Genomic DNA, 22,597 nt, shown 5'->3' with positions numbered 1-22,597 from the left:
CTACAGAAAATACCGCGTAGGAGCCGGCTTGCCGGCGAAAGGGCTGCAAAGCAGCCCCATTCAAATCACACCCGCGACTTGAACAGATCCTGGTGCTTCCGGCACTGCTCGGCGGTCAGCATGAACACCCCGTGGCCGCCACGCTCGAACTCCAGCCAGGCGAAGTCCACTTCAGGGTACAGCGCCTCGACGTGCACCTGGCTGTTGCCCACCTCGACGATCAGCAGGCCCTTCTCGGTCAGGTGCTCGGCCGCTTCGGCCAGCATCCGCCGCACCAGGTCCAGGCCATCATTGCCGCAGGCCAGGCCCAGCTCGGGCTCATGGTGGTACTCGGCCGGCATGTCGTCGAAATCCTCGGCGTCGACATAGGGCGGGTTGGACAGGATCAGGTCGAAGCGCTGCCCCGGCAAGCCGCCGAAACCATCGCCCTGCACGGTGTAGACACGTTGTTCCAGGCCATGGCGCTCGATGTTCTGGTTGGCCACTTCCAGCGCATCGAAGGACAGGTCGGCCAGCACCACCTCGGCGTCCTGGAACACATCGGCGGCGACGATGCCGATGCAACCGGAACCGGTGCACAGGTCGAGAATGCGCGCCGGCTCCGCCGCCAGCCACGGCTCGAAACGCTTTTCGATCAACTCGCCAATGGGTGAGCGAGGCACCAGCACGCGCTCGTCGACGATGAACGACATGCCGCAGAACCACGCCTCGCCCAGCAGGTAGGCGGTGGGCACGCGCTCTTCGATGCGGCGCTTGAGCAGGTGCTGCAGGCGTACCCGTTCATCGTCCTCCAGCTGGCAGTCCAGGTAGCTGTCGGCCACCTCCCACGGCAGGTGCACCGAACCGAGCACCAGCAGCCGGGCCTCGTCCCAGGCATTGTCGGCGCCGTGGCCGAAGAACAGCTCGTGCTCATGGAAGCGGCTGACCGCCCAGCGGATATGGTCGCGCAGGGTGCGCAGGCGGGATGTGATCACGGGGTACTCCTTTTCAGACAGGACAAAAGTCTAACAGCCCACACCACACATTTGTTTTCTCCGATGGCCGAATGGATAGCCCCAGGCCAGTAACCATGCCGCCTGCAATGTCAACCATTCACATTGACGCCAAGGCGAGGGAGAATAGGTATACAAAAGCCCTATCCAAGGAGCCCTTGATGTCCTCCGTTCCAACCACGATGTTCCGCCTCACTGGCCGCGATTACCCGCCGGCCAAGCTGGGCCAAGCCAGCCTGATCGTCATCGATGCGCAAAAGGAGTACCTGAGCGGTCCGCTGGCGCTGTCGGGCATGGACGAGGCCGTGGCGAACATCGCCAGGTTGCTCGACGCCGCCCGCAAGGCCAACCGTCCGATCATCCACGTCCGCCACCTCGGTACCGTCGGCGGTCGCTTCGACCCGCAGGGCCCGGGGGGTGAGTTCATCCCCGGCCTGGAGCCGCTGGAGGGCGAAGTCGTCATTGAAAAACGCATGCCCAACGCGTTCAAGAACACCAAGCTGCATGAAACGCTGCAGGCGTTCGGCCCGCTTGACCTGATCGTCTGCGGCTTCATGAGCCACTCGAGCGTCAGCACCACCGTGCGCCGCGCCAAGGACTATGGTTATCGCTGCACCCTGGTGGAAGATGCCTCGGCAACCCGTGACCTTGCCCTCAAGGATACGGTGATCCCCGCTGCGCAGATCCACCAGTGCGAAATGGCCGTGATGGCCGACAACTTCGCCTGCGTCGCCCCCACCGCCAGCCTGGTCTGACCGAGACCGTCCGGCGGACGGGCGGAACCCAAGGACAGCCCGCAGGTCGAAATCCGGATCAGCGTTACAAAGATCCAGAGGACTTCGAATGAAGCTCAAAGGCCGTTTCGATGCCAAGCGCCTGCGCCAGCGCGAACCGAGCAACTGGGGCGCGCGCCTGGGCGCCGCCTTCTCGGTGCTGCTCGCGACACTGGGCATCCTCCTCGCCATGGCCGGCGTCGCCGGCCTGCTGGGCAACTACCCCGCCCTTGCCGAACTCAATGCCAACCGACCGCTGGCGGCGACGCTCGCGGTGGTCGGCATCGTGCTGCTGTACTTCGGTGTACGCGGCTGGCGGCGCAGCCGCATTCGCCTGCGCCGCGGGCACGGGTTGAACCTGGCGCCACACTTGATGAAAAAGCACGACTGACCTGTTGAGCATCAGGGCCCTCTGTAGGAGCGGCTTCAGCCGCGATGCAGCCAGCGCTGTGTCCGGCACCCGCTTCGCGGGTGATCGCGGCTAAAGCCGCTCCTACAGAGGCGTGGAAACTCAATAGATTGTGTTTGCCCGCACGAGCAACCCAAGGCTTCACTCCGACGGCCAGTCGCGTAAACTACGCCGCCCACGTGGAGGCACCATGCAAGACGACGATTTTTCCCTCTTCCGCAGTGAAGTGCGCGGGGTCAAACCGATCCAGCACGATCGCGCCGAGGTCGGCAAACCCAAGGCCGACCGCAAGCAGTTGGCCGGCCTGCGCCAGGCAGCAACCATCCGCAGCGATCAGCCATTGGTCGTCGACGGCCTGTCCGACCAGTTCATCATCGATGTCGGCGCCGAAGACGAACTGATGTGGCGCCGCGACGGCGTGCAGGAAGGCCAGATCCGCAAGCTCAAGCTCGGCCAGATCGCCTTCGAGGGCAGCCTCGACCTGCACGGCATGAGCGTCGAGAAGGCGCGCGAAACCCTGTGGGACTTCATCGCCGAAGCCAACAAGCTCGAAGTGCGCTGCGTGCGCGTGACCCACGGCAAGGCCGCGCGCATCGATGGCAAGCGCCCGATGATCAAGAGCCACGTCAACACCTGGCTGCGCCAACACCCGCAAGTGCTCGGCTTCGCCTCCTGCCAGGCCCGCCACGGCGGCACCGGCGCGCTGTACGTCATGCTCAAGCGAACCATGCTCGAAGGCCGCGACGAATGACATCGCGCTTGCAGCGCCGTGCTTGGCGCCGTACCCTTCGTCTTTGCGAAATTTTCCACAGGTAGATCCATGTCCCTGGAACAGAACTACACCGAGATCCTCAGCCAGCTGGGCGAGGACGTCTCCCGCGAAGGCCTGCTCGACACGCCGAAACGGGCTGCGAAGGCCATGAAATACCTTTGCCGCGGTTATGAACAGACCCTGGAAGAAGTGACCAACGGCGCGCTGTTCAGCTCCGACAACAGCGAAATGGTGCTGGTCCGCGACATCGAGCTTTACTCGATGTGCGAACACCACATGCTGCCGTTCATCGGCAAGGCCCATGTCGCCTACCTCCCCCAGGGCAAGGTGCTCGGCCTGTCGAAGGTCGCGCGGATCGTCGACATGTTCGCCCGTCGCCTGCAGATCCAGGAAAACCTCAGCCGCCAGATCGCCGAGGCCGTCCAGCAGGTGACCGGCGCCGCGGGCGTGGCCGTGGTCATCGAAGCCAAGCACATGTGCATGATGATGCGCGGCGTCGAGAAGCAGAACTCGACCATGCTCACCTCGGTGATGCTCGGCGAGTTCCGCGAGAATGCCTCCACCCGCGGCGAGTTCCTCAGCCTGATCAAGTGATCGGCCTGTGATCCGGAGCCGACCCATTGGGGTCGGCTTTTTCTTTTCAGGAGTTGCCCATGATCGTCAAAGCCCTGCGGGTCGGCCTCGGCCAGCTCATCGTGTTCGCTGACTGGATCAGCCGCCCGGCCAAGAAAAAGCGCGATGCCACGGCCCAGGCCGGTGTCGAACAGCAGGCCAAAGGCCTCGCGCTGTACCAGTTCCATGCCTGCCCGTTCTGCGTCAAGACCCGCCGCACCCTGCACCGGCTCAATGTGCCGGTGACGCTGCGTGATGCGAAGAACGACCCGCAGCACCGCCAGGCGCTGCTCGAAGGCGGTGGCCGGGTGAAAGTGCCGTGCCTGCGCATCGAGGAAGGCGACAAAGTCACCTGGATGTACGAGTCCAAGGACATCATCGCCTACCTGGACAAACGCTTCGCCGCGATCTGACAACACGTTGGCCCTGTTCGCCGGCAAGCCGACTCCTACAGATATCGTGTAGGAGCCGGCTTGCCGGCGAACAGGGCCCGTGCTCAACTCACCAGAGGCACATGCCGCGGATGGCTCGCCACCCGCTCCAGCCAGGCTCTCACCGCCGGGTAATCCGCCAGGTCGAACCCGCCCTGATGTGCCACATGGGTGTAGGCGTACAACGCCACATCGGCAATCGAATACTGGTCCCCGACCAGGTAGGGCGTCATCTGCAACTGCCGCTCCATCACCTTGAGCGCCTTGTACCCGCCCTTGTGCAGCTTGCGATACTCCTCGATGCGCTCGTCCGGCAGCCCCAGGTAGAACTGGATGAAACGCGCCACGGCAATATACGGCTCATGGCTGTACTGCTCGAAGAACTGCCACTGCAGCACCTGGGTACGCAAGCGCGGTTCGCTGGGCAGGAACTCGCTGCCGTCGGCCAGGAAGTTGAGAATCGCGTTGGACTCCCACAAGCAGGTGCCATCCTCCAGTTGCAGCACCGGCACCTTGCCGTTGGGGTTCATGGCCAGGAACTCGGGGGTCTCGGTCTCGCCCTTGAGAATATCCACCGAATGCCACTCACACGGGCGGTCAAGCAGGCTGAGCATCAGCTTGACCTTGTAGCAGTTGCCCGACTGGTAATCCCCATAGACCTTGTACATCGCCCCCTCCCCTTTCACGCAGTTGCCTATCCGAGACCAATAGTTGGCGACTGTACGGTTAAATGCAATGGCTGCTGTATGGCAAGAATCGCCCCATGACGCGGTAGCCTGCAAAAAATGCTTACACCTGTACAAGGAATTACTCCATGACCGATGCTACCTCCGCGCGCCTGCGGCCGCTGGCGGACAGCTCTCCGTCGGCGGTGGTCGCCGGCTTCATCGCCATGCTCACCGGCTACACCAGCTCGCTGGTGCTGATGTTCCAGGCCGGCCAGGCGGCGGGGCTCACCAGCGCGCAGATCTCATCGTGGATCTGGGCACTGTCGATCGGCATGGCGGCGTGCAGCATCGGCCTGTCGCTGCGTTATCGCACACCTATCACGGTGGCCTGGTCGACGCCCGGCGCGGCGCTGCTGATCACCAGCCTGGGTGGGGTCAGCTACAGCGAGGCCATCGGCGCCTACATCACCTGCGCCGTGCTGGTGCTGATCTGTGGACTGACCGGCAGCTTCGAGCGCCTGGTCAGGCGAATCCCCGCCTCGCTGGCCTCGGCATTGCTGGCCGGCATCCTGTTCAAGATCGGCAGCGAGATCTTCGTCGCCGCGCAGCACCGCACCCTGCTGGTGCTGGGCATGTTCTTCAGTTACCTGCTGGTCAAACGCCTGTCGCCACGCTATTGCGTGCTCGCCGCGCTGCTGGTCGGCACGGCGCTGTCCGGTGCCCTGGGGTTGCTGGACTTCAGCGGTTTCCAACTGGAAATCGCCACGCCGGTGTGGACGGCCCCGAGCTTCTCGCTGGCGGCGACCATCAGCATCGGCATCCCGCTGTTCGTCGTGGCCATGACCTCGCAGAACATGCCAGGGGTCGCCGTGCTGCGCGCCGACGGTTACCAGGTGCCCGCATCGCCCCTGATCTCGGCCACCGGATTCGCCTCGTTGCTGCTGGCACCGTTCGGCTCCCACGGCATCAACCTGGCGGCGATCAGCGCGGCGATCTGCACCGGCCCGCATGCCCATGAAGACCCGGCCAAGCGCTATACCGCGGCGGTCTGGTGCGGGATCTTCTATGGCGTGGCCGGCACCTTTGGCGCCACCCTGGCGGCGCTGTTCGGCGCGCTGCCCAAGGAGCTGGTGCTGTCGATCGCCGCCCTGGCGCTGTTCGGCTCGATCATGAACGGCCTGAGCGTGGCCATGGGCGAGGCCCGGGAACGTGAGGCGGCGCTGATCACGTTCATGGTAACGGCGTCGGGCTTCACCCTGTTCTCGATCGGCTCGGCGTTCTGGGGGATCGTGGCGGGGGTGTTGACCCTGCTGATCCTGAGCCCGCGCAAGGGTTGAAGCAGCAGTTCGCCGGCAAGCCGGCTCCTACGGGCCTGGGACACGCCCCCCCAATGTTGGACCTCTTGTCCAACGATTTGTAGGAGCCGGCTTGCCGGCGAACCGTGCCTTGCGAGACCTCACAAGCGAAAATGCCCCACCATCCCCTTCAAGTCATCCCCCAGCCGGGCCAGCGCGACACTTGACCGGGCGTTGTCCTCCATGGCCAAGGCCGCCTGATCGGCACTCCCTCGAATCTGCGTGACACTGCGGCTGATCTCCTCGGCCACCGAACTCTGCTGCTCGGCGGCCGCGGCAATCTGCTGGTTCATCTGCTGGATCAGCGACACCGCCGCGGCGATGCTGCCAAGGGCACTCTCGGTCTGCAGCGTATCGACCACCGCCAGACGCACCAGCTCGGTGCTGCCACGAATCTGCGCCACCGACTGCTGGGCGTTGCCGCGCAGGCTGGCCACCAGGCGCTCGATCTCCTCGGTGGATTGCTGCGTGCGCCGGGCCAACGCCCGCACTTCGTCAGCCACAACGGCAAAACCGCGGCCCTGCTCACCCGCCCTGGCCGCCTCGATGGCGGCGTTCAGCGCCAACAGGTTGGTCTGTTCGGCGACACTCTTGATCACCTCCAGCACATTACCGATGGTGTGAATCTCGGCACTGAGGCTGTCAATGCCGTTGCTGGCCGTTTCAGCCGCCGCCGCCAACTGCTCGATTCGCTGCATGCTCTGGCGCACCACCTGCTGCCCTGAGCCGACTTTGTCATCAGCGGCCTGCGCGGCTTGCGCCGCTTGCTCGGCATTGCGCGCCACATCGTGCACCGTGGCGGTCATCTGCTGCATGGCAGTGGCCACCTGCTCGGTTTCGTCCTTCTGGCTGCCGACCTCGCGGTTGGTCTGCTCGGTGACCGCCGACAATGCCTGGGCGCTGCCGGCCAGTTGCTCGATCCCCTGCTGCAAGCCACTCACCACGCCAGACAAGCCTTCGGCCATCTGTTGCATGGCCTGCAACAGTTGCCCCACTTCATCCTTGCGCGGCGGCTCCGCTTCGATGCCCAGCTCACCTGAGGCAATACGCCGGGCCCGGGCGATCACCCGCTTGAGCGGTGCGACCACGGCACGGGTAATCAACCAGGCGGCCAGCACCCCAACCAGCAACGCCAGGGCGGTGGCGACCGCGATGGCCACGACATTGCGCGCCAGCTCGCCCTGCATCGCCTGCTCCTGGGCCGCGTACGCCTGGTCGACCTGCGCCGTGGCCTGCTCGGCCCTGGCTTGCAACTGGGCCTTGATGCCCTGCTCCTGGCTCAACAGGTCGGTGTACTCGTTGAGTTTCTCGGAAAAACTGGCGATATGCCCGGCCACTTCGCCGAGCACGCTCTGGTAACCCGCGTCACTGACCGCGCCCTTGAGCTGCGCGACCAGGCTTGCCGCCTCGACCGTCTGGGCAATTCGCCCCTGGCCAGCCTCGACGCCTTTGCGGCTCTGGTCCAGGCGTACCCGGGCTTCGTCCATGGCCTGCAACATCAACCGTGAGACCTGCCCCACCTGGCTCGCCTGCTCGAGAAATTCCGCCCCTTGCTGCCCTTGGGACTGCTTGAGGGTGTAGCTGCCGTCATCGGCCAGGCCCGCCTGAAGCACATCGAGGTTGTTGGCCACGCTGGACACCGACCAACTGGCCATGTCCAGCGCCAGTTCCTTGGCCTGCACCGCCTGGACGAATTGATCGAACACCTGGCCGTAGGCGGACAGGTCTGCTTGCGCAGACGCCAGTGCTGGCACGCCCTGGGCCCGCTCCAGCAGGTTTTTCAGCCCGCCGCGCAAGGCCTCGGCCTCCTTGATGTCCGAACGCAGGGCAAATGCTTGCTCATGCTGGCGCAGCCTCGACAGCTCGGCGTTGAACTGCGCCATCTGCCGAAGCCCGTCGAAGCGCTGGCCGATACTGGTCAGCGCATACACGCCGATCACCGCCACCACCAGCGTCAGCAGCAGAACCAACGCGAAACCCAGGCCAAGCTTGCGGGCCATGCCCAGGTTGGCCAGTACACCGTGCCTGGTTGCCACCATCACCGTTACCTCTCGCATTGCCGGACTGTTCCGAACGACAAGAGTGACAATGGCATCGACGCCCTCACAAGAGCTGAGCGACGCAATGGTGTCAAATAGCTATGAACGTGTCGTTTTCAGATTGCTGAAGGTCGCCCGGCGTGCCGGAAGAAGCGCTGGGCGCGGACATCCTGCCCATAGGCGACATTGATCCGTAACCAGTCGCTTGCACGCCCTTGCGGATCGAAGGCACTGCCCGGCGTCAACAGCACGCCCTGCTTCAGCGCCAGTTGCTCCAGCTCGGCGAAATCGCGTCCGGGCGAGCGAGCCCAGACGAACATGCCGCCGAAAGGCTCGCAGAACAGCTCCCAGCCACAGGCCTCCAGTTGCCCAAGCGTCTTCGCCATGTGCTGCCCGAGGCGCACGCGCAAACGCTGGATGCTCTTGCGATAGCTGCCATTGGCAAGCATCTGCCCGACCACCTGCTCGGCGAAGCGCGAGGTACCGATGCTGCTGACCATTTTCAGTTCGGCCAGGCGAGCCACCAGTGGCTCTTCAGCCACCAGGTAACCGACCCGCAGCGAGCTGCTGAGGGTCTTGGAAAAACTGCCCAGGTAAATGACCCGCTGCTCACTGTCGAGGGTCGCCAGGCGCGTCGCCGCGCCATCCTGGAAGTCGGCGTAGAGGTCGTCCTCGATGATCCTTACATCATGCTCGCGCGCCAGTTCCAGCAGGCGGTAGGCCACTTTGGGAGTCAGGCTGGACCCTGTGGGGTTCTGGTACAGACTGTTGGTGAACAGGCATCGCGGCCGGTGTTCGGCCAGTAGGCGCTCGAGCACCGCCAGGTCAGGCCCAGTGGCCGTGCGCGGCACTTCGAGCATATTGACCTGATGCAGACGCAGCAGGTTATACAGGTTGTAATAGCCGGGACGCTCCACCAGCACCGTATCACCGGGTGCCAGCAGGGTGCGCACCAGCAGGTCGAGGGCATGACTGGCCCCCTGGGTGGTCAGGATATGCTCAGGTGAAGCCGCAATGTCGAGCTTCGCCAAGCCTTTATGCAACTGCAAGCGCAGACTGGCCAGCCCCAACGGCGGGCAGTAGTCGAACAAGGCCTCCGGCGCGCCACGGCTAACCTGGCGCACCGCCTGGGACAGTTCAGCCTCGGCACGCCAGGCCACCGGCAGCCAGCCACATCCCAGCTTGAGCAATTCGTCGTGCCCCTCACGAAACTGCCGCCAGCGACCGTCGATGCCCTCGCCCCAGGCCACACCCACATCTGCCTGCAGTCCCGGCTTGCGCTCGGCCACAAAAAAGCCGGTTCCGTGGCGCGCTTCCAGCCAGCCGCCGGCGACCAACCGATCGTAAGCCTCTATCACGCAGGACGCGCTCACCCCATGGTCCCGTGCCAGGGCACGGATCGAGGGTAGACGCGCGCCGGGACGCAGGCGCTGCTGCTCGACCCAGGCCTGCAATTGCTCGGTCAGTTGCTGGACCAACGGCGAAGGGTGAAGCCGGTCGAGTTCGAGGCGCATGGCAAGTGTTCGCTATTTTCAAGCAAACAGTTAATCACAAATGCGCCGCGTGTGTGCCTTGTCGAAGACAGGCCACGACCTCGAAGCTGCACCGGACACTCCCCCACGGATGCTTGCGATGCCCTCTCGTCATGCCCCGGCCTTGCTGGCCTTTGCCCTTTGCCTGATCACCCTTGCGGTGAACCTTCAGGCCCCCCTGTACATCGCCTACGCCGACTTGTCCGGACGAGGCGCGGCCGCCACCGCCATGGCCTTTTCTGGCTATGTGCTCGGCGTGCTGCCGGTTTTACTGGCCCTTGGCGGCCTCGCCGACCGGGTCGGCCGACGCCCGCTGATTCTCGTGGCCCTGGGGCTTTCGATGATTGCCACCCTGATCATGCTGCTGGCACCCGGCCTGGAAACCTTGGGCGTCGCGCGCCTGTTCCTGGGGCTGGGTACCGGCCTGGCCTCGGCCACGGCGACCGCCTACATGGGCGAGTTGATGGCGCCCGAGCTCGGCAGCCGCGCGGCCAACTGGGTCACCGCCAGCACATCCCTGGGCTTTGGCCTGGGGGCGGCACTGACCAGCCTGTTCCTGTTGCACGGCCCCACGCTCAAGCCTGGCAGCTTCCACCTGCAACTGGTACTGGCTGCAGTCGCCCTGCTACTGGTCTGGCGTCTGCCTGACCCTCGCCCGGCGCAGCGCGGCGCCATGCTGCGCCTACCCTTCTACCCCACAGGGAGCCTGGCCTATGGCTTTGCGATCCTGCTGGCCTGGGCCTGTGTCGGCCTGGTCATCGCCTTGCTGCCGGGCATCCTGCGCGCGCATGGCCTGAGCGCCTGGTCGGGCTTCTCGACGTTCTGCGTGATCAGCTGCGGCCTGTTGTTCCAGCCCATCGCCCGCCGCCTTTCCAGCACTCGGGCGACGCTGCTGGGGTTGTCGATCCTGCCATGCAGCTATGGGTTGCTAGCCTGGGGCGCGGCAAGCGGTAACCTGGCCGGCGTACTGATCGGCGCGGTCACCGCCAGCAGTGCTTGCTACGGCTTCATCTATCTGGGCGGACTGGCCGCAGTGAATCAGCTGGCGGGCCAGGAAAAGACCCGTGCCAGCGCCGGATTCTTCCTGCTGGCCTACCTGGGCTTCAGCCTGCCGGTGATCCTCACGGGCCTGCTAAGCGACCACCTGGGGGCCAACAGCGCATTGCTACTGTTTGGCATTGGCTTGGCCAGCGGCTGCCTGCTGGTTGCCCTGCAACTCCATAAAAGCTTGCGCATGCCAAGGCAATTGCAGGCCTGAATTCAGATGGCCAATGCCCCACCATCGACCGTCAAGCTATGCCCGGTCGTGAACGCGGCACCATCGCTGCATAGATAGAGCACTGCACTGGCGATCTCCTCGACCTTGCCGATGCGCCCGACCGGGTGCATCGCCGCAGCGAACTCGGCCTTGCGCGGGTCCGCTTCATAGGCACGGCGGAACATGTCGGTGTCGATGACCGCCGGGCATACCGCGTTGACCCTGATGCCTTTCTTGGCGTACTCGATGGCTGCCGACTTGGTCAGGCCGATCACCGCGTGCTTGGAGGCCGCATAGATGCTCATCTTCGGCGCCGCCGACAACCCCGCCACCGACGCGGTGTTCACGATCGCCCCACCGCCTTGGGCCAACAACAGGGGCAACTGGTACTTCATGCACAACCAGACGCCCTTGACGTTGACCCCCATGATCGCGTCGAACTCCGCCTCGCTGCCTTCGGCCAGCCGGCCTTTCTCGATCTCGATGCCAGCGTTGTTGAAGGCATAGTCAAGCCGACCGTAGGCCGCGACAATCCTTTCATGCAGCTGCCGCACGTCGCTGTCGCGGGTCACGTCACAGGCCACGAACAGCGCCTCACCGCCCGCCTGGCGAATCTGCGCCACCGTGGCCTCGCCACCCACCGCATCGAGATCGGCTACCACCACCTTCAGGCCTTCTGCCGCAAAAGCCTGGGCGGTCGCCCGGCCAATACCCGCAGCACCGCCGGTAACCAGTGCGACCTGGCCGGAGAACGTCATGCCCATCATTGGCTCCTTCTGGAAACTGGATTCGAGCCTGAGTCTAGTCAGCCTGCCGACCGGCAGGGCAGCATCATCAGGGCTACGGTTGGACTACTATCGTTCGCGGTGATCTTGCGTGACGCAGGACAGGATCGCAGCCGATCATCCTGCCCCGACTACCCCACTTCAGGAGATATCGTCATGTCCACCAGCAACCGCCGTTTCCTGCTAGCCAAGCGCCCGGTCGGCGCCGTGCGTCGCGAAGACTTCACCTATGAGGAGGTCGCCACCGAGCAACCCGCCGAGGGCGAGGTACTGGTGAAGAACCTGTACTTGTCACTGGACCCCGCGATGCGCGGCTGGATGAACGAGGGCAAGTCCTATATCGCACCCGTGGCCCTTGGCCAGGTGATGCGTGCCCTGGGGGTCGGCGAGGTGGTTGCCTCCAGGCATCCGGACTTCAAGGTCGGCGACCATGTGAACGGTGCGCTGGGCGTGCAGGACTACTACACCGGTAATCCTCAGGGCCTGTACAAGATCGACCCCAGGCTCGCCCCCCTGCCCCGCTATCTCTCCGCGTTGGGCATGACCGGCATGACCGCTTACTTCGCCCTGCTCGATGTCGGCCAGCCCAAGGCCGGCGAGACGGTGGTGATTTCAGGCGCCGCCGGCGCAGTCGGCAGTATTGCCGGGCAGATTGCCAAGCTGAAGGGTTGCCGGGTGATCGGGATTGCCGGCGGTGCGCAGAAATGCCAATACCTCAAGGATGAGCTGGGCTTCGACGGTGTCATCGACTACAAGGCCGAAGACGTGCTGTCCGGCCTCAAGCGCGAATGCCCCGACGGCGTGGATGTGTACTTCGACAACGTCGGCGGCGATATTCTGGATGCCGTGCTTTCGCGCCTGAATTTCAAGGCCCGGGTGGTGATCTGCGGCGCCATCAGCCAATACAACAACAAGGAGGCGGTGAAGGGGCCGGCAAACTACCTGTCGCTTCTGGTGAACCGTGCACGCATGGAAGGCTTCGTGGTCATGGACTACGTCAAGGAGTATGGCAAGGCTGCGCAGGAGATGGCCGGGTGGCTGGCCAACGGCAAGGTCAAGAGCAAGGAGGACGTGGTAGAGGGGCTGGAGACCTTCCCGGAAACCCTGCTCAAGCTGTTCAGCGGAGAGAATTTCGGCAAGTTGGTGCTGAAGGTCTGAGGGCTTCGGGGCTGCGAGCACTCTGTAGGAGCGGCTTTAGCCGCGATTCAGGCAACGCGGTGTCTGGCACCCGCTTCGCGGTTGATCGCGGCTAAAGCCGCTCCTACAGAGCTCGTGACAAATCAATGGGTTCTGTTTGGCCCCGGCCCTTTCGGATCAGCCGCGGATCTCGGCCACCACGGCAGCCAAAGCTTTGGCCGGATCCGCCGCCTGGCTGATCGGGCGGCCGATCACCAGGTAATCGGAACCGGCATCCAGAGCCTGGCGTGGGGTCAGAATGCGACGCTGATCATCCTGGGCACTGCCCGCCGGACGAATACCAGGCGTAACCAGTTGCAACGAAGGATGTGCAGCCTTCAACGCCGGAGCTTCCAGCGCAGAGCACACCAGACCGTCCATGCCAGCCTTCTGTGCCAGCGCCGCCAGGCGCAGGACCTGCTCCTGCGGGTCGACATCCAGGCCAATACCGGCCAGGTCCTCGCGCTCCATGCTGGTCAGCACGGTCACGCCAATCAGCAGCGGCTGTGGGCCGCTACGCTTGGCCAGCTCCTCACGGCAAGCCGACATCATGCGCAGGCCGCCGGAGCAATGCACGTTGACCATCCATACACCCATCTCCGCCGCAGCCTTTACCGCCATGGCCGTGGTGTTGGGGATGTCGTGGAACTTGAGGTCGAGGAACACTTCAAAACCCTTGGCGCAGAGGGTTTCGACGATTCCAGATGCGCTGCTGGTGAACAGCTCCTTGCCGACCTTGACCCGGCACAGCGCCGGATCGAGCTGGTCAGCCAACTTCAGGGCGGCGTCACGGGTGGGGAAATCCAGGGCGACGATAAGGGGCGTCTGGCAGGCGGACATGGGCAGGGTCTCTTGGCAAGTCTTGAACGGCGCGCATTGTAAACGAAGTGGCGGGGCCTTTGGGGGCCATGGATCAGACGATTTGGCCCACAGCCCGCACCACACCTATAATTGATTCCAGCGCTTCGCTCCGGGGCGATGGGTTCCACGAGAGCAAGGAGAATGTCCATGCCTTGGTATGCCTGGTTGATTCTGATCATAGCCCTTGGCTCGATCATTGGTGGTTTGCTGCTGCTGCGGGATACGGCAAAGAAATTACCTCTCACCGAAGAGCAGTTGAAAAAAATCCACGAACGTAATGCAGAAATGGACGCGAAGGACGCTCAGGACCGCTAACGGTGACGACACCGGCGAACAAGCAGCCGGTGTCGGACCTGGTTATTCCACCATCATCTTGTCGCGATTGCGCTCAAGCAGTGCCTTGCCGATACCCTTGATCTCCAGCAATTCGTCCACTGATGTGAACGGCCCGTTGGCCTCGCGATATTCGACGATGGCCTGGGCTTTGTCCTTGCCGATCCCTGAGAGCTGGCGTTGCAATGTCTCACGATCAGCCTGGTTAAGATCAACTCGAGCCATTTGCTCGATGCTTGGTGTCGTTAACGACACCGTGGGCAGCGGATCAGTCGAGATAACGGGAGCGGCGTTCGAGGATAATGACCAGCCCGCGAGCAGGGGCAGTAGCAAGTAGGTCAGGACGGTATTGCGCATATGGGTATTTCTCCTGGTAGACAACATTCAGATGCAGCGTTTCCCTCGCTGCAAGCTGAACGTTAGTCAGCGCACGAGCACCTGACAAACCAACAAATGCTTGGAAATATTGCAAAACGGCCACCTCAAGGGTGGCCGCTTGTCGCGCATGCTTCAGGAGCGCGGATCCAACCGCTGTTGCTGGTAGATCCAGTCGACAATGTCACCATCCGGCGAATAACCACTGACCGTTTCACGCAACAACTGCCGAACCCGCCCATAATCGTCTTGAGCCATGGCGTCGAGCAACTCGCTCAGACGCTCCTTGAGTACGTCCCATGGCAGGAAATCCTCTTCGGCGCTCATGATCATTGGATGGCGAGTAGCAATGACATTGTCGCCGATCAGCAACTCCTCGTATAACTTCTCACCCGGGCGCAAGCCTGTGAACTCGATCGCGATATCACCATGCGGGTTGCGCTCGGAGCGCGCGCTCAACCCCGACAGGTGAATCATCTTCTCCGCCAGCTCGACTATCTTCACCGGCTCCCCCATGTCCAGCACAAACACATCCCCCCCTCGCCCCATCGAACCCGCCTGGATCACCAGTTGCGCCGCCTCGGGAATGGTCATGAAATAACGAGTGATCTTTGGATGGGTCACCGTCAGCGGGCCACCGCTCTTGATCTGCTTGTGGAACAGCGGAATCACCGAGCCGGAAGAACCCAGCACATTGCCGAAGCGCACCATAGTGAAACGCGTCTTGTTTACCCGCGAGACATTCCCCGCCTCACCGAACATCACGGGCGCCATTTCACGGCTCAGGGCCTGCAAAACCATTTCCGAGAGGCGCTTGGTGCTACCCATGACGTTGGTAGGGCGCACCGCCTTGTCTGTGGAAATCAACACAAAGTTGGCGACACCGGCCTGGAGTGCAGCCTGAGCGGTATTGAGCGTACCGATGACATTGTTGATCACGCCTTCGGCGATGTTGTGCTCGACCATCGGCACGTGCTTGTAGGCCGCGGCATGGTAAACGGTGTCCACGCGCCAGGTCTTCATGACATCGAACAGCTGGGCCTGATTGCGTACGGAGCCCAGGATCGGTAGCAGACTTATGGACAACGCCTCGCGACTTACTCGCTGTTCGAGCTCCGACATGATGCTGTAGAGGTTGAACTCACTGTGTTCCAACAACAGCAATACCTTGGGCGACTGCATCAGGATCTGCCGACATAGCTCCGACCCGATCGAGCCTCCGGCACCGGTAACCAGCACCACCTGCCCCCTGATGCAATGCTCCAGCAGGTCATCCTGAGCGGGTACCGGATCACGGCCCAGCAGGTCGGCGATGTCGACTTCCTGAATATCGTCTACCTTGACCCGGCCACTGGCCAAATCCATGAATCCAGGGACACTGCGCACATGCAACGGGAAGCCTTCGAGATAACCAAGAATTTCCCGGCGCCGGGCGCGAGTCGCCGATGGAATCGCCAACAGTATCTCCTGGGCTCCTGTCACATCGATCATTTTCTGGATATGACGTGGTTTGTAGACCTGCAGCCCGGAAATAATGCGATCAGCGATAGTCTCGTCATCATCGATGAACGCCACGGGACGCATCAACTTGCCAATTCTCAGAGCCGCAATCAGCTGGTTGCCCGCAGCGCCAGCACCGTAGACAGCGACCCTTGGCAGCCCATCGTCGCGGTTGGCGAACGGCACGTGTTGAGCGGCGGAGAACCAGTCACCGAGAAAATACTGACGCATGGCCAAGCGAAGCCCACCCACCATGATCAGGCTCAACCACCAATAGTTGAAAATGACCGAGCGTGGTACAAGGTTCTGGTGATTGCTGTACCAATAGACGAACAACCCCAGGATCAACGCAGACAGGCTGACCGCCTTGATGATCGTAACCAGGGCATCGTTGCCAAAATAGCGCATCACTGCCCGGTACATACCGAATCGAATAAACAGGGGAATCGCCACGACAGGGGCTGCGACGAACAGCCAGCCATGATCCAGCAACGGGTTGGCAAGGTCGTCGATTCCCAACCGCACCAGAAATGCCAACCACAGCGCCCCCCAGACGAGGATGATGTCTGTCAGCACCTGAAGCAGGCGTTTCTGCCGACGGGGAAGCCCCAGCAGCCCTCTGCGCAACGTGTCAATCATCCCTTCAACCCCACCAGAATCCCTGAGTCTGCTTTTCCTGAGTACATACTTACGGCTACGCCTTCACAGCGCAGGCCATGACCTCGCGCAGTACGCTGCAGCTCTTCTCAACTTCCGCCTCAGTCAATGTCGGATGCACCAGGAACATCACACTGGTCTCTCCCAGCTCGCGAGCCATCGGCAGTGGCTGCTCCGGTCGCCAGCCAGTGCCATCGAAGGCTTTTTCGAGATAGACCTCTGAGCAGGACCCGGAGTAGCACGGCACACCGCGGGCGACAATCTCGTTGATGATGCGGTCGCGCGACCAGTCAAAACGTAGCGCCTCAGGTTCTACAAAGACATAGCATTTGTAGGCAGCATGGACGATGCCGTCACCAGGGGACGGCACCCGCAGGCCTGGCAGATCACGGGCCGTATTCCAGATCGCGTCGGCATTGCGCAGCCGCGCCTGATGCCAGGCCTGCATGTGGCGCAGTTGGATACGACCGATTGCCCCCTGCATCTCGAGCATGCGCCAGTTAGTACCAAAGCTCTCGTGCAGCCAGCGGAAGCCCGGCGCATGCTCACGCTCATAGACCGCTGCCCAGCTCTTGCCGTGATCCTTGAAGGCCCACATGTCGGCCCACAGTGTGCGGTCGTTGGTGGTGACCATGCCACCCTCGCCCCCGGTGGTCATGATCTTGTCCTGGCAGAAAGACCAGGCGCCAACGTGGCCAATCGAGCCAACCGAACGCCCTTTGTAGGTCGCTCCATGGGCCTGGGCACAATCTTCGATCACCTTGATATCGTGACGCTCAGCCAGCGCCATGATCGGATCCATATCGCAAGGCCAGCCTGCCAAGTGCACACAGATGACGCCGCGCGTGCGCGGGGTCAACACGCGCTCGATGGTTTCGGCAGTGATGTTCTGGGTATTGCGGTCGACCTCGGCGAACACCGGTATCGCACCGGCGTTGACAATACTCGAGACCGAGGCGAGGAAAGTGCGTGGGGTAACGATGACTTCGTCACCCTTGCCGATGCCCAGGGCTTTCAGGGCCAGATCCAGAGCCACCGTACCGTTGGCCAGGGCAATGGCATACTCGGTACCTGCCCAGGTGGCGAATTCCTTCTCGAACTCGCGGCACTCCTGGCCAGTCCAGTAGTTGACCTTGTTGGAGAGCACCACGCTGCGAACAGCCTCGGCCTCTTCTTCACTGAACGATGGCCAAGGAGAAAATGGAGTATTCAACACGGCTTATACCTGCTATCCAGAATTTTTTATCGATGCCGCCCGAGAACGCCCGAGGACGCCAGTTTCCCTGCATCCGGCATCACTGCTCACTACTTGCTGACGAGCGCGCGCGCGGGAACGCCGGCGACTGTCATGTTATCAGAGATATCGTCCACTACAGCGGCCCCGGCTGCGATCATGACCTGAGCGCCGATGCGAATCTGCTGGCGAACACAGGCACCGATGCCAATCCAGCTTTCGTCCCCGACACTCACTGTACCGGCCAACCTGGCTCCGGGGCTGACATGTACGCAATGCCCCAGCCGGCAGTCATGGTCGATGCTGCAACCGGTGTTGAGGATAGCGCCTTCACCCACCTCGGCGAACGGATTGACCACCGCCGTGGCAAGCACCACGCTGCCGGCACCAACGCTGGCATGCCGGCTGACTACGGCCGCAGGGTGAATGATGGTGGCGAGCACCGCACCGGCATCCTGGAGTTTCGTCATTTTCTGCCGTCGCACCGCATTATTGCCAATAGCGACCACTACACCTGTGAACTCGGCGGCACAAGCAAGCAGCCGCGCGCTATCGCCCACCACCGGCCAGGCCCCATTGACCGTGACATGCGGCCAGGCATCGTCGAAGAACTCGATGCAGCTCCAGCCCGAGAGCTGCGCCGCATCGGCCACTACCTTGCCATGGCCACTGGCCCCCAGAATCGCCAGGCGGCTCATTTTCGCGATCCGGTGAATTTAGACATGGTCACTTCGCCTTCAGCACTGATGCCGTCGCGCACCACCACTTTCCTGATCGTAAGGAAGATGATCTTCAAATCGAGCCATAATGAGCGGTTGTCGACATACCACACATCGAGCTTGAACTTCTCTTCCCAGCTCAACGCATTACGTCCGTTGATCTGCGCCCACCCGGTAACACCTGGGCGCACTTCGTGGCGGCGAACCTGTTCGTCGTCATACAGTGGCACATACTCCATCAACAGCGGCCGCGGTCCGACCAGGCTCATATCTCCCTTGATCACGTTCCAGAGCTCCGGAAGCTCATCAAGGCTGCTTGAGCGCAGAAAGGTGCCGAACGGTGTCATGCGCTGGTCGTCGGGTAGCGGGTTGCCTTGGCTATCCATGGCATCGCGCATGGTACGGAACTTGACCATCTCGAACGGCTTTCCGTCGAGCCCCGGGCGTACCTGGCGAAACAACACTGGGGACCCCAGGCGGCGTCGGATCAACAGCGCCACTATGGCAATCACTGGCGACAGGATGAGTAATCCCAGACTGGCAGCCACTACATCAAACAATCGCTTCAAAATTGCAGTTCCTAACTCGGGTTTACCATTGCTACGCGGGCAATGCCTACTGTTTGCCCAGACGACGGAAGTGCTCGCCAAAACGCGCCACTCCCACCTTCAGCGACAGATGTTGCTGGTAGTAAGCCCTCCCCTTCTCCCCCATCTGCAGACGTGCATCGGCATCCAGGCTCGCCAGCTCAAGCATTGCGTCGGCCAGCGATTGTGCATTCTCCCATTGCGCGACCACACCACAGCCAGAATCGCGCACCAGATCCGCCGCATCCCCTTCGACAGCCATCAGCATAGGCTTGCCTGCGGCCATGTAAGCCTGGGTCTTGGACGGAATGGTGATACTGAACAATGGATCTCGCTTGAGGTGCACCATCAATGCATCGGCGTTGGCCAGGTAGGCCCCAACCTCTGTCATCGGCACGCCCGGCAGGAACACGACATTGTCCAGCAGACGCTCTCGAACCAGTGCCTGCAGGCGCGGAACCTCGACACCTCCACCAAGGAACACAAGGGTGACATTGGCAGCCCTGGCCTGGAGCAGGCTTGCTGCCTCGATCACTGCGTCCAGCGCCTGGGCCTTGCCCATGTTGCCGGCGAACAATACGCGAAAACTGCCGTCGTCCGGGAAACCTGCCGGCCGGGGGGCTTGCGGCGTGCTGATAGTGTCTTCGGCACACCAGTTGTAGATGATGTCGATTTTCTGTGCCGGCACGCCACGCTCGATCAGCAGACGCTTGAACCCTGGCGACAACACCACGACTTGATCAACCCGGCGATAAACCCAGTCGCAAATTCGGCTGACCAGCGCCAACGCCTTCTCATTGGAGAACATGCCGGTCGCCCGCAACGTATCAGGCCACATGTCCTGAATGTCGTAGACCACCGGAACACGACGAAACAGTCGAATGAGCGCAGCGCTCATGCCCACGGTCAGCGGCGGGTGGTAGGCATAGATCACGTCGGGACGACGCGCACCGAACAGTCCATAGAACAGGCTCGTCGCCGCGAAGCTGGCATAGTTCAGTATTCGACCGATACCGCTCTGCCCATGGCTGGGGTAGAGCGGCAGCCGGGTGACCTTGACACCATCGATCACCTCCCGCTGCAGCAGCCGTACCTTGTAACCCGGGTACAACTTACCCCCCGGATAGTTCGGGAAGCCAGTCACCACTTCCACATCGAAGCCCTGGGCCAGCAGTTCACGGGCAAAGACGATACCCTTGAAAGTCGGCTCGGGATCGAACCATTGGGTCAGCAGAAGGACACGAACAGTCATGGCCGATCAGTACCTTCTCCAGACAGTCCGCATCACGTAGTCACGGTAGCTGTGGATAATCCGTACCACCTTTTCCGAGACGTTCGGCATGCTGTAGTCCTCGACCAGGCGCAGGCCACGGACTTGGCCGCGCGGCTGGCTTTCCAGCAGTGCCAGCCCCTGGAGCACGCGCTCGATGTCCAGACCAGCCATCATCACAGCGGCTTCCTCCATACCCTCAGGACGCTCATGGGCCTCACGCAGGTTCAACGCCGGGAAGTTCAGGATCGACGATTCTTCATTGATGGTACCGCTGTCGGACAACACCGCCTTCGACTCCAGTTGCAGCTTGTTGTAGTCGGTAAACCCGAGCGGCTTGAGCAGGCGAACGTTGCCGTGGAACGTGATACCCAATGCGTCGACGCGCTTCTGGGTGCGCGGATGGGTCGAAACGATTACCGGCATGTCGTACTTCTCGGCCACGGTGTTGAGCACATCCACCAGCTTGAGGAAGTTATTGTCGGAGTCGATGTTCTCTTCGCGGTGGGCACTGACCACGAAGAAACGACCAGCCTCCAGGCCGAGACGCTGCAATACGTCGGAGGCATCGATGGACGGGCGATAGTGATTGAGCACTTCGAACATCGGGCTGCCGGTCTTGATTACCATGTCTGGCGACAATCCTTCGCGCAGCAGGTAGTCGCGGGCAATGGTGCTGTAGGTCAGGTTGATATCAGCGGTATGATCGACGATGCGACGATTGATCTCCTCAGGCACTCGCATGTCGAAGCAGCGGTTTCCAGCTTCCATATGGAAGGTCGGAATCTTTCGACGCTTGGCCGGAATCACCGCCATGCAACTGTTGGTATCGCCCAGTACCAGCAAAGCCTCTGGCGAGACTTCGGCCAGCACTTTGTCAACCGCGATGATCACATTCCCGATGGTCTCGGCACCGGTGGCACCGGCTGCATTGAGGAAGTGGTCCGGTTTGCGAATGCCGAGGTCCTGAAAGAATATCTCGTTCAATTCGTAGTCATAATTCTGCCCGGTGTGGACCAGGACGTGCTCACAATGCTGGTCCAGAGCCGCCATCACACGCGACAGACGGATGATTTCCGGACGGGTGCCAACGACCGTGACAACCTTCAACTTTTTCATTTCGATTCCTTGTGCGCTGGACGTTCAGGCATTCAACGGCTTGGCGTAGGTGTCGGGAAGCTCGCGATCAAAGATCTCGTTGGCCCACAGCATGACAACCATTTCCTCGTCACCAACGTTGGTGATGTCGTGGGTCCAACCGGGAACCGTTTCGACGATGACCGGTTTTGCACCGCAGGTCTGCAGTTCGTAGAACTCGCCGGACACCATGTGCCGGAAGCGGAAGTTCGCCGTACCCTTGATGACCAGGAATTTTTCGGTCTTGGTGTGGTGGTAGTGCCCGCCACGGGTCACGCCAGGGTGAGCGGTGAAGTACGAGAACTGGCCGCTGTCGCCCGTCTTGAGCATTTCGACGAACACACCACGCTCATCACCGTACCTGGGCACTTCGTAGGTGAAGCGCTCCTGCGGAAGATAGCTGACATAGGTGGAGTACAACGCGCGGATGAATCCGGTACCCACCGGCTCGGTGATCAGGCTCTTGCGGCTGTCACGGAACGCGTGCAGGTGCTCGGCGATTTCGCCAACACTGGCAGTGTACTGCGGCTGTACCTCAACGAATGCTTCGCCTGCATGTTCACCACGCATTACTTCAAGGAAACAGCGAACCACGTCGTCAATGTAAACCAGGTTGATACGCGCAGCTGGGTCGTTGACCTGGATCGGCAGGTCGCGGGCGATGTTGTGACAGAAAGTGGCTACCGCCGAGTTGTAATTCGGGCGCGCCCACTTGCCGAACACGTTCGGCAGGCGGAACAGGTATACCGGCGAGCCGGTCTGTGCCTGCAACTCCTGCAACAGGCCCTCGGCACCTCGCTTGCTGACGCCATAAACATTGTCAGCTGCGGCCTGGGTCGACGAGGTATACAGCAACGGAACATGGCGACCAGCGACGCGCACGGCATCAGCCAGCGCACGGGTGAGATCGACGTTGCCGGTGGTGAATTCCTGCGGATCCTGCGGGCGATTGATACCGGCCAAGTGAAAGATGAAGTCGGCCTTGCCGACTTTTTCAGCCAGCGTGGCCACATCGTCGTTGCGGATGAACGTATCGATGACGATACCCTTGAGCTCGCGCAGGTGTACCAGCAGGTTCTTGCCAATGAAGCCATCAGCACCGGTGATCAGGACATTCATCGA

Annotated in this window: 22 protein-coding genes and 2 pseudogenes; 9 read left to right on the top strand and 15 right to left on the bottom strand. The window is 62.0% G+C overall.

Going from position 1 to position 22,597, the window contains the following annotated elements:
• Window positions 1–65: 65 nt before the first annotated feature.
• Window positions 66–974, bottom strand: coding sequence for a 50S ribosomal protein L3 N(5)-glutamine methyltransferase (gene prmB, locus NGM28_RS13980; RefSeq protein ID WP_240065790.1), 909 nt, complete (start codon window positions 972–974; stop codon window positions 66–68).
• Window positions 975–1,153: 179 nt separating this feature from the next.
• Between prmB and NGM28_RS13975 the strand changes: the two genes are divergently transcribed.
• From NGM28_RS13975 to NGM28_RS13955, 5 genes are all read left to right on the top strand, one after another.
• Entirely contained in the window at window positions 1,154–1,747 is a 594-nt protein-coding gene (locus tag NGM28_RS13975) for a cysteine hydrolase family protein (RefSeq protein WP_213660086.1), read from the top strand.
• Window positions 1,748–1,835: 88 nt separating this feature from the next.
• Window positions 1,836–2,156: a hypothetical protein gene (locus NGM28_RS13970; RefSeq protein WP_240065789.1), complete on the top strand. Its 321-nt coding sequence runs from the start codon at window positions 1,836–1,838 to the stop codon at window positions 2,154–2,156.
• Window positions 2,157–2,364: 208 nt separating this feature from the next.
• Window positions 2,365–2,925, top strand: coding sequence for a Smr/MutS family protein (locus tag NGM28_RS13965; RefSeq protein ID WP_252090529.1), 561 nt, complete (start codon window positions 2,365–2,367; stop codon window positions 2,923–2,925).
• A gap of 69 nt (window positions 2,926–2,994) precedes the next feature.
• Entirely contained in the window at window positions 2,995–3,540 is a 546-nt protein-coding gene (folE, locus tag NGM28_RS13960) for a GTP cyclohydrolase I FolE (protein ID WP_240065787.1), read from the top strand.
• A 59-nt stretch (window positions 3,541–3,599) separates the two neighbouring features.
• Window positions 3,600–3,971, top strand: coding sequence for a glutaredoxin family protein (locus tag NGM28_RS13955; RefSeq protein ID WP_240065786.1), 372 nt, complete (start codon window positions 3,600–3,602; stop codon window positions 3,969–3,971).
• An 83-nt stretch (window positions 3,972–4,054) separates the two neighbouring features.
• Here NGM28_RS13955 and NGM28_RS13950 read toward each other — a convergent pair whose 3' ends face one another.
• Window positions 4,055–4,657, bottom strand: coding sequence for a glutathione S-transferase family protein (locus NGM28_RS13950; protein WP_252090528.1), 603 nt, complete (start codon window positions 4,655–4,657; stop codon window positions 4,055–4,057).
• 146 nt (window positions 4,658–4,803) lie between these two features.
• On the opposite strand from NGM28_RS13950, the gene NGM28_RS13945 reads away from it, so the two are divergent.
• Complete coding sequence (locus NGM28_RS13945; protein ID WP_252090527.1) at window positions 4,804–5,994, top strand: benzoate/H(+) symporter BenE family transporter; 1,191 nt, start codon at window positions 4,804–4,806, stop codon at window positions 5,992–5,994.
• A gap of 119 nt (window positions 5,995–6,113) precedes the next feature.
• Here NGM28_RS13945 and NGM28_RS28990 read toward each other — a convergent pair.
• The 3 genes and pseudogenes from NGM28_RS28990 to NGM28_RS13935 form a co-directional block, all read right to left on the bottom strand.
• Window positions 6,114–6,710: pseudogene (locus NGM28_RS28990) on the bottom strand (methyl-accepting chemotaxis protein); the annotation flags it as partial.
• A gap of 261 nt (window positions 6,711–6,971) precedes the next feature.
• Window positions 6,972–7,199, bottom strand: a pseudogene (locus tag NGM28_RS28985) (HAMP domain-containing protein); the annotation flags it as partial.
• 968 nt (window positions 7,200–8,167) lie between these two features.
• Entirely contained in the window at window positions 8,168–9,565 is a 1,398-nt protein-coding gene (locus NGM28_RS13935) for an aminotransferase-like domain-containing protein (RefSeq protein WP_240065988.1), read from the bottom strand.
• Window positions 9,566–9,683: 118 nt separating this feature from the next.
• Between NGM28_RS13935 and NGM28_RS13930 the strand changes: the two genes are divergently transcribed.
• Window positions 9,684–10,841, top strand: coding sequence for an MFS transporter (locus NGM28_RS13930; RefSeq protein ID WP_252090525.1), 1,158 nt, complete (start codon window positions 9,684–9,686; stop codon window positions 10,839–10,841).
• A 2-nt stretch (window positions 10,842–10,843) separates the two neighbouring features.
• Here the strand turns inward: NGM28_RS13930 and NGM28_RS13925 are convergent, their stop codons facing one another.
• The gene (locus NGM28_RS13925) at window positions 10,844–11,605 is read right to left on the bottom strand and encodes an SDR family oxidoreductase (RefSeq protein ID WP_240065986.1); all 762 of its coding nucleotides are present in this window, start codon (window positions 11,603–11,605) and stop codon (window positions 10,844–10,846) included.
• A gap of 177 nt (window positions 11,606–11,782) precedes the next feature.
• On the opposite strand from NGM28_RS13925, the gene NGM28_RS13920 reads away from it, so the two are divergent.
• Window positions 11,783–12,784, top strand: coding sequence for an NADP-dependent oxidoreductase (locus NGM28_RS13920; protein WP_240065985.1), 1,002 nt, complete (start codon window positions 11,783–11,785; stop codon window positions 12,782–12,784).
• A gap of 156 nt (window positions 12,785–12,940) precedes the next feature.
• On the opposite strand, the gene pyrF is transcribed toward NGM28_RS13920, so the two are convergent.
• On the bottom strand, window positions 12,941–13,642 hold the full coding sequence (gene pyrF / locus NGM28_RS13915; protein WP_213660076.1) for an orotidine-5'-phosphate decarboxylase: 702 nt from the start codon (window positions 13,640–13,642) through the stop codon (window positions 12,941–12,943).
• Window positions 13,643–13,810: 168 nt separating this feature from the next.
• On the opposite strand from pyrF, the gene NGM28_RS13910 reads away from it, so the two are divergent.
• The gene (locus NGM28_RS13910; RefSeq protein WP_240065984.1) at window positions 13,811–13,978 is read left to right on the top strand and encodes a DUF2897 family protein; all 168 of its coding nucleotides are present in this window, start codon (window positions 13,811–13,813) and stop codon (window positions 13,976–13,978) included.
• 42 nt (window positions 13,979–14,020) lie between these two features.
• Here NGM28_RS13910 and NGM28_RS13905 read toward each other — a convergent pair whose 3' ends face one another.
• From NGM28_RS13905 to wbjC, 8 genes are all read right to left on the bottom strand, one after another.
• The gene (locus NGM28_RS13905; RefSeq protein ID WP_240065983.1) at window positions 14,021–14,353 is read right to left on the bottom strand and encodes a ComEA family DNA-binding protein; all 333 of its coding nucleotides are present in this window, start codon (window positions 14,351–14,353) and stop codon (window positions 14,021–14,023) included.
• A 153-nt stretch (window positions 14,354–14,506) separates the two neighbouring features.
• Window positions 14,507–16,510, bottom strand: a complete 2,004-nt coding sequence (locus NGM28_RS13900) for a polysaccharide biosynthesis protein (RefSeq protein ID WP_240065982.1) — start codon at window positions 16,508–16,510, stop codon at window positions 14,507–14,509.
• 55 nt (window positions 16,511–16,565) lie between these two features.
• Window positions 16,566–17,744: a DegT/DnrJ/EryC1/StrS family aminotransferase gene (locus tag NGM28_RS13895; protein WP_240065981.1), complete on the bottom strand. Its 1,179-nt coding sequence runs from the start codon at window positions 17,742–17,744 to the stop codon at window positions 16,566–16,568.
• An 89-nt stretch (window positions 17,745–17,833) separates the two neighbouring features.
• Entirely contained in the window at window positions 17,834–18,460 is a 627-nt protein-coding gene (locus tag NGM28_RS13890) for an acetyltransferase (RefSeq protein ID WP_252090524.1), read from the bottom strand.
• Window positions 18,457–19,053, bottom strand: a complete 597-nt coding sequence (locus NGM28_RS13885; RefSeq protein ID WP_252090551.1) for a sugar transferase — start codon at window positions 19,051–19,053, stop codon at window positions 18,457–18,459. Before NGM28_RS13885 ends, NGM28_RS13890 begins: the two co-directional genes overlap by 4 nt.
• A gap of 43 nt (window positions 19,054–19,096) precedes the next feature.
• Window positions 19,097–20,320 carry a glycosyltransferase family 4 protein gene (locus NGM28_RS13880; RefSeq protein ID WP_252090523.1) on the bottom strand — a complete coding sequence of 408 codons (1,224 nt, stop codon included), beginning with the start codon at window positions 20,318–20,320 and terminating at the stop codon, window positions 19,097–19,099.
• A 6-nt stretch (window positions 20,321–20,326) separates the two neighbouring features.
• On the bottom strand, window positions 20,327–21,457 hold the full coding sequence (wecB, locus tag NGM28_RS13875) for a non-hydrolyzing UDP-N-acetylglucosamine 2-epimerase (protein ID WP_240065978.1): 1,131 nt from the start codon (window positions 21,455–21,457) through the stop codon (window positions 20,327–20,329).
• 24 nt (window positions 21,458–21,481) lie between these two features.
• Complete coding sequence (gene wbjC / locus NGM28_RS13870; RefSeq protein ID WP_252090522.1) at window positions 21,482–22,594, bottom strand: UDP-2-acetamido-2,6-beta-L-arabino-hexul-4-ose reductase; 1,113 nt, start codon at window positions 22,592–22,594, stop codon at window positions 21,482–21,484.
• Between the last annotated feature and the right edge of the window lie 3 nt (window positions 22,595–22,597).

It is taken from the genome of Pseudomonas sp. MWU13-3659 (assembly GCF_023757525.1).
Classification (GTDB): domain Bacteria; phylum Pseudomonadota; class Gammaproteobacteria; order Pseudomonadales; family Pseudomonadaceae; genus Aquipseudomonas; species Aquipseudomonas entomophila_E.
Note: the sequence above shows the minus strand (reverse complement) of the source record. Positions and strands in the feature narration are given on the sequence as shown.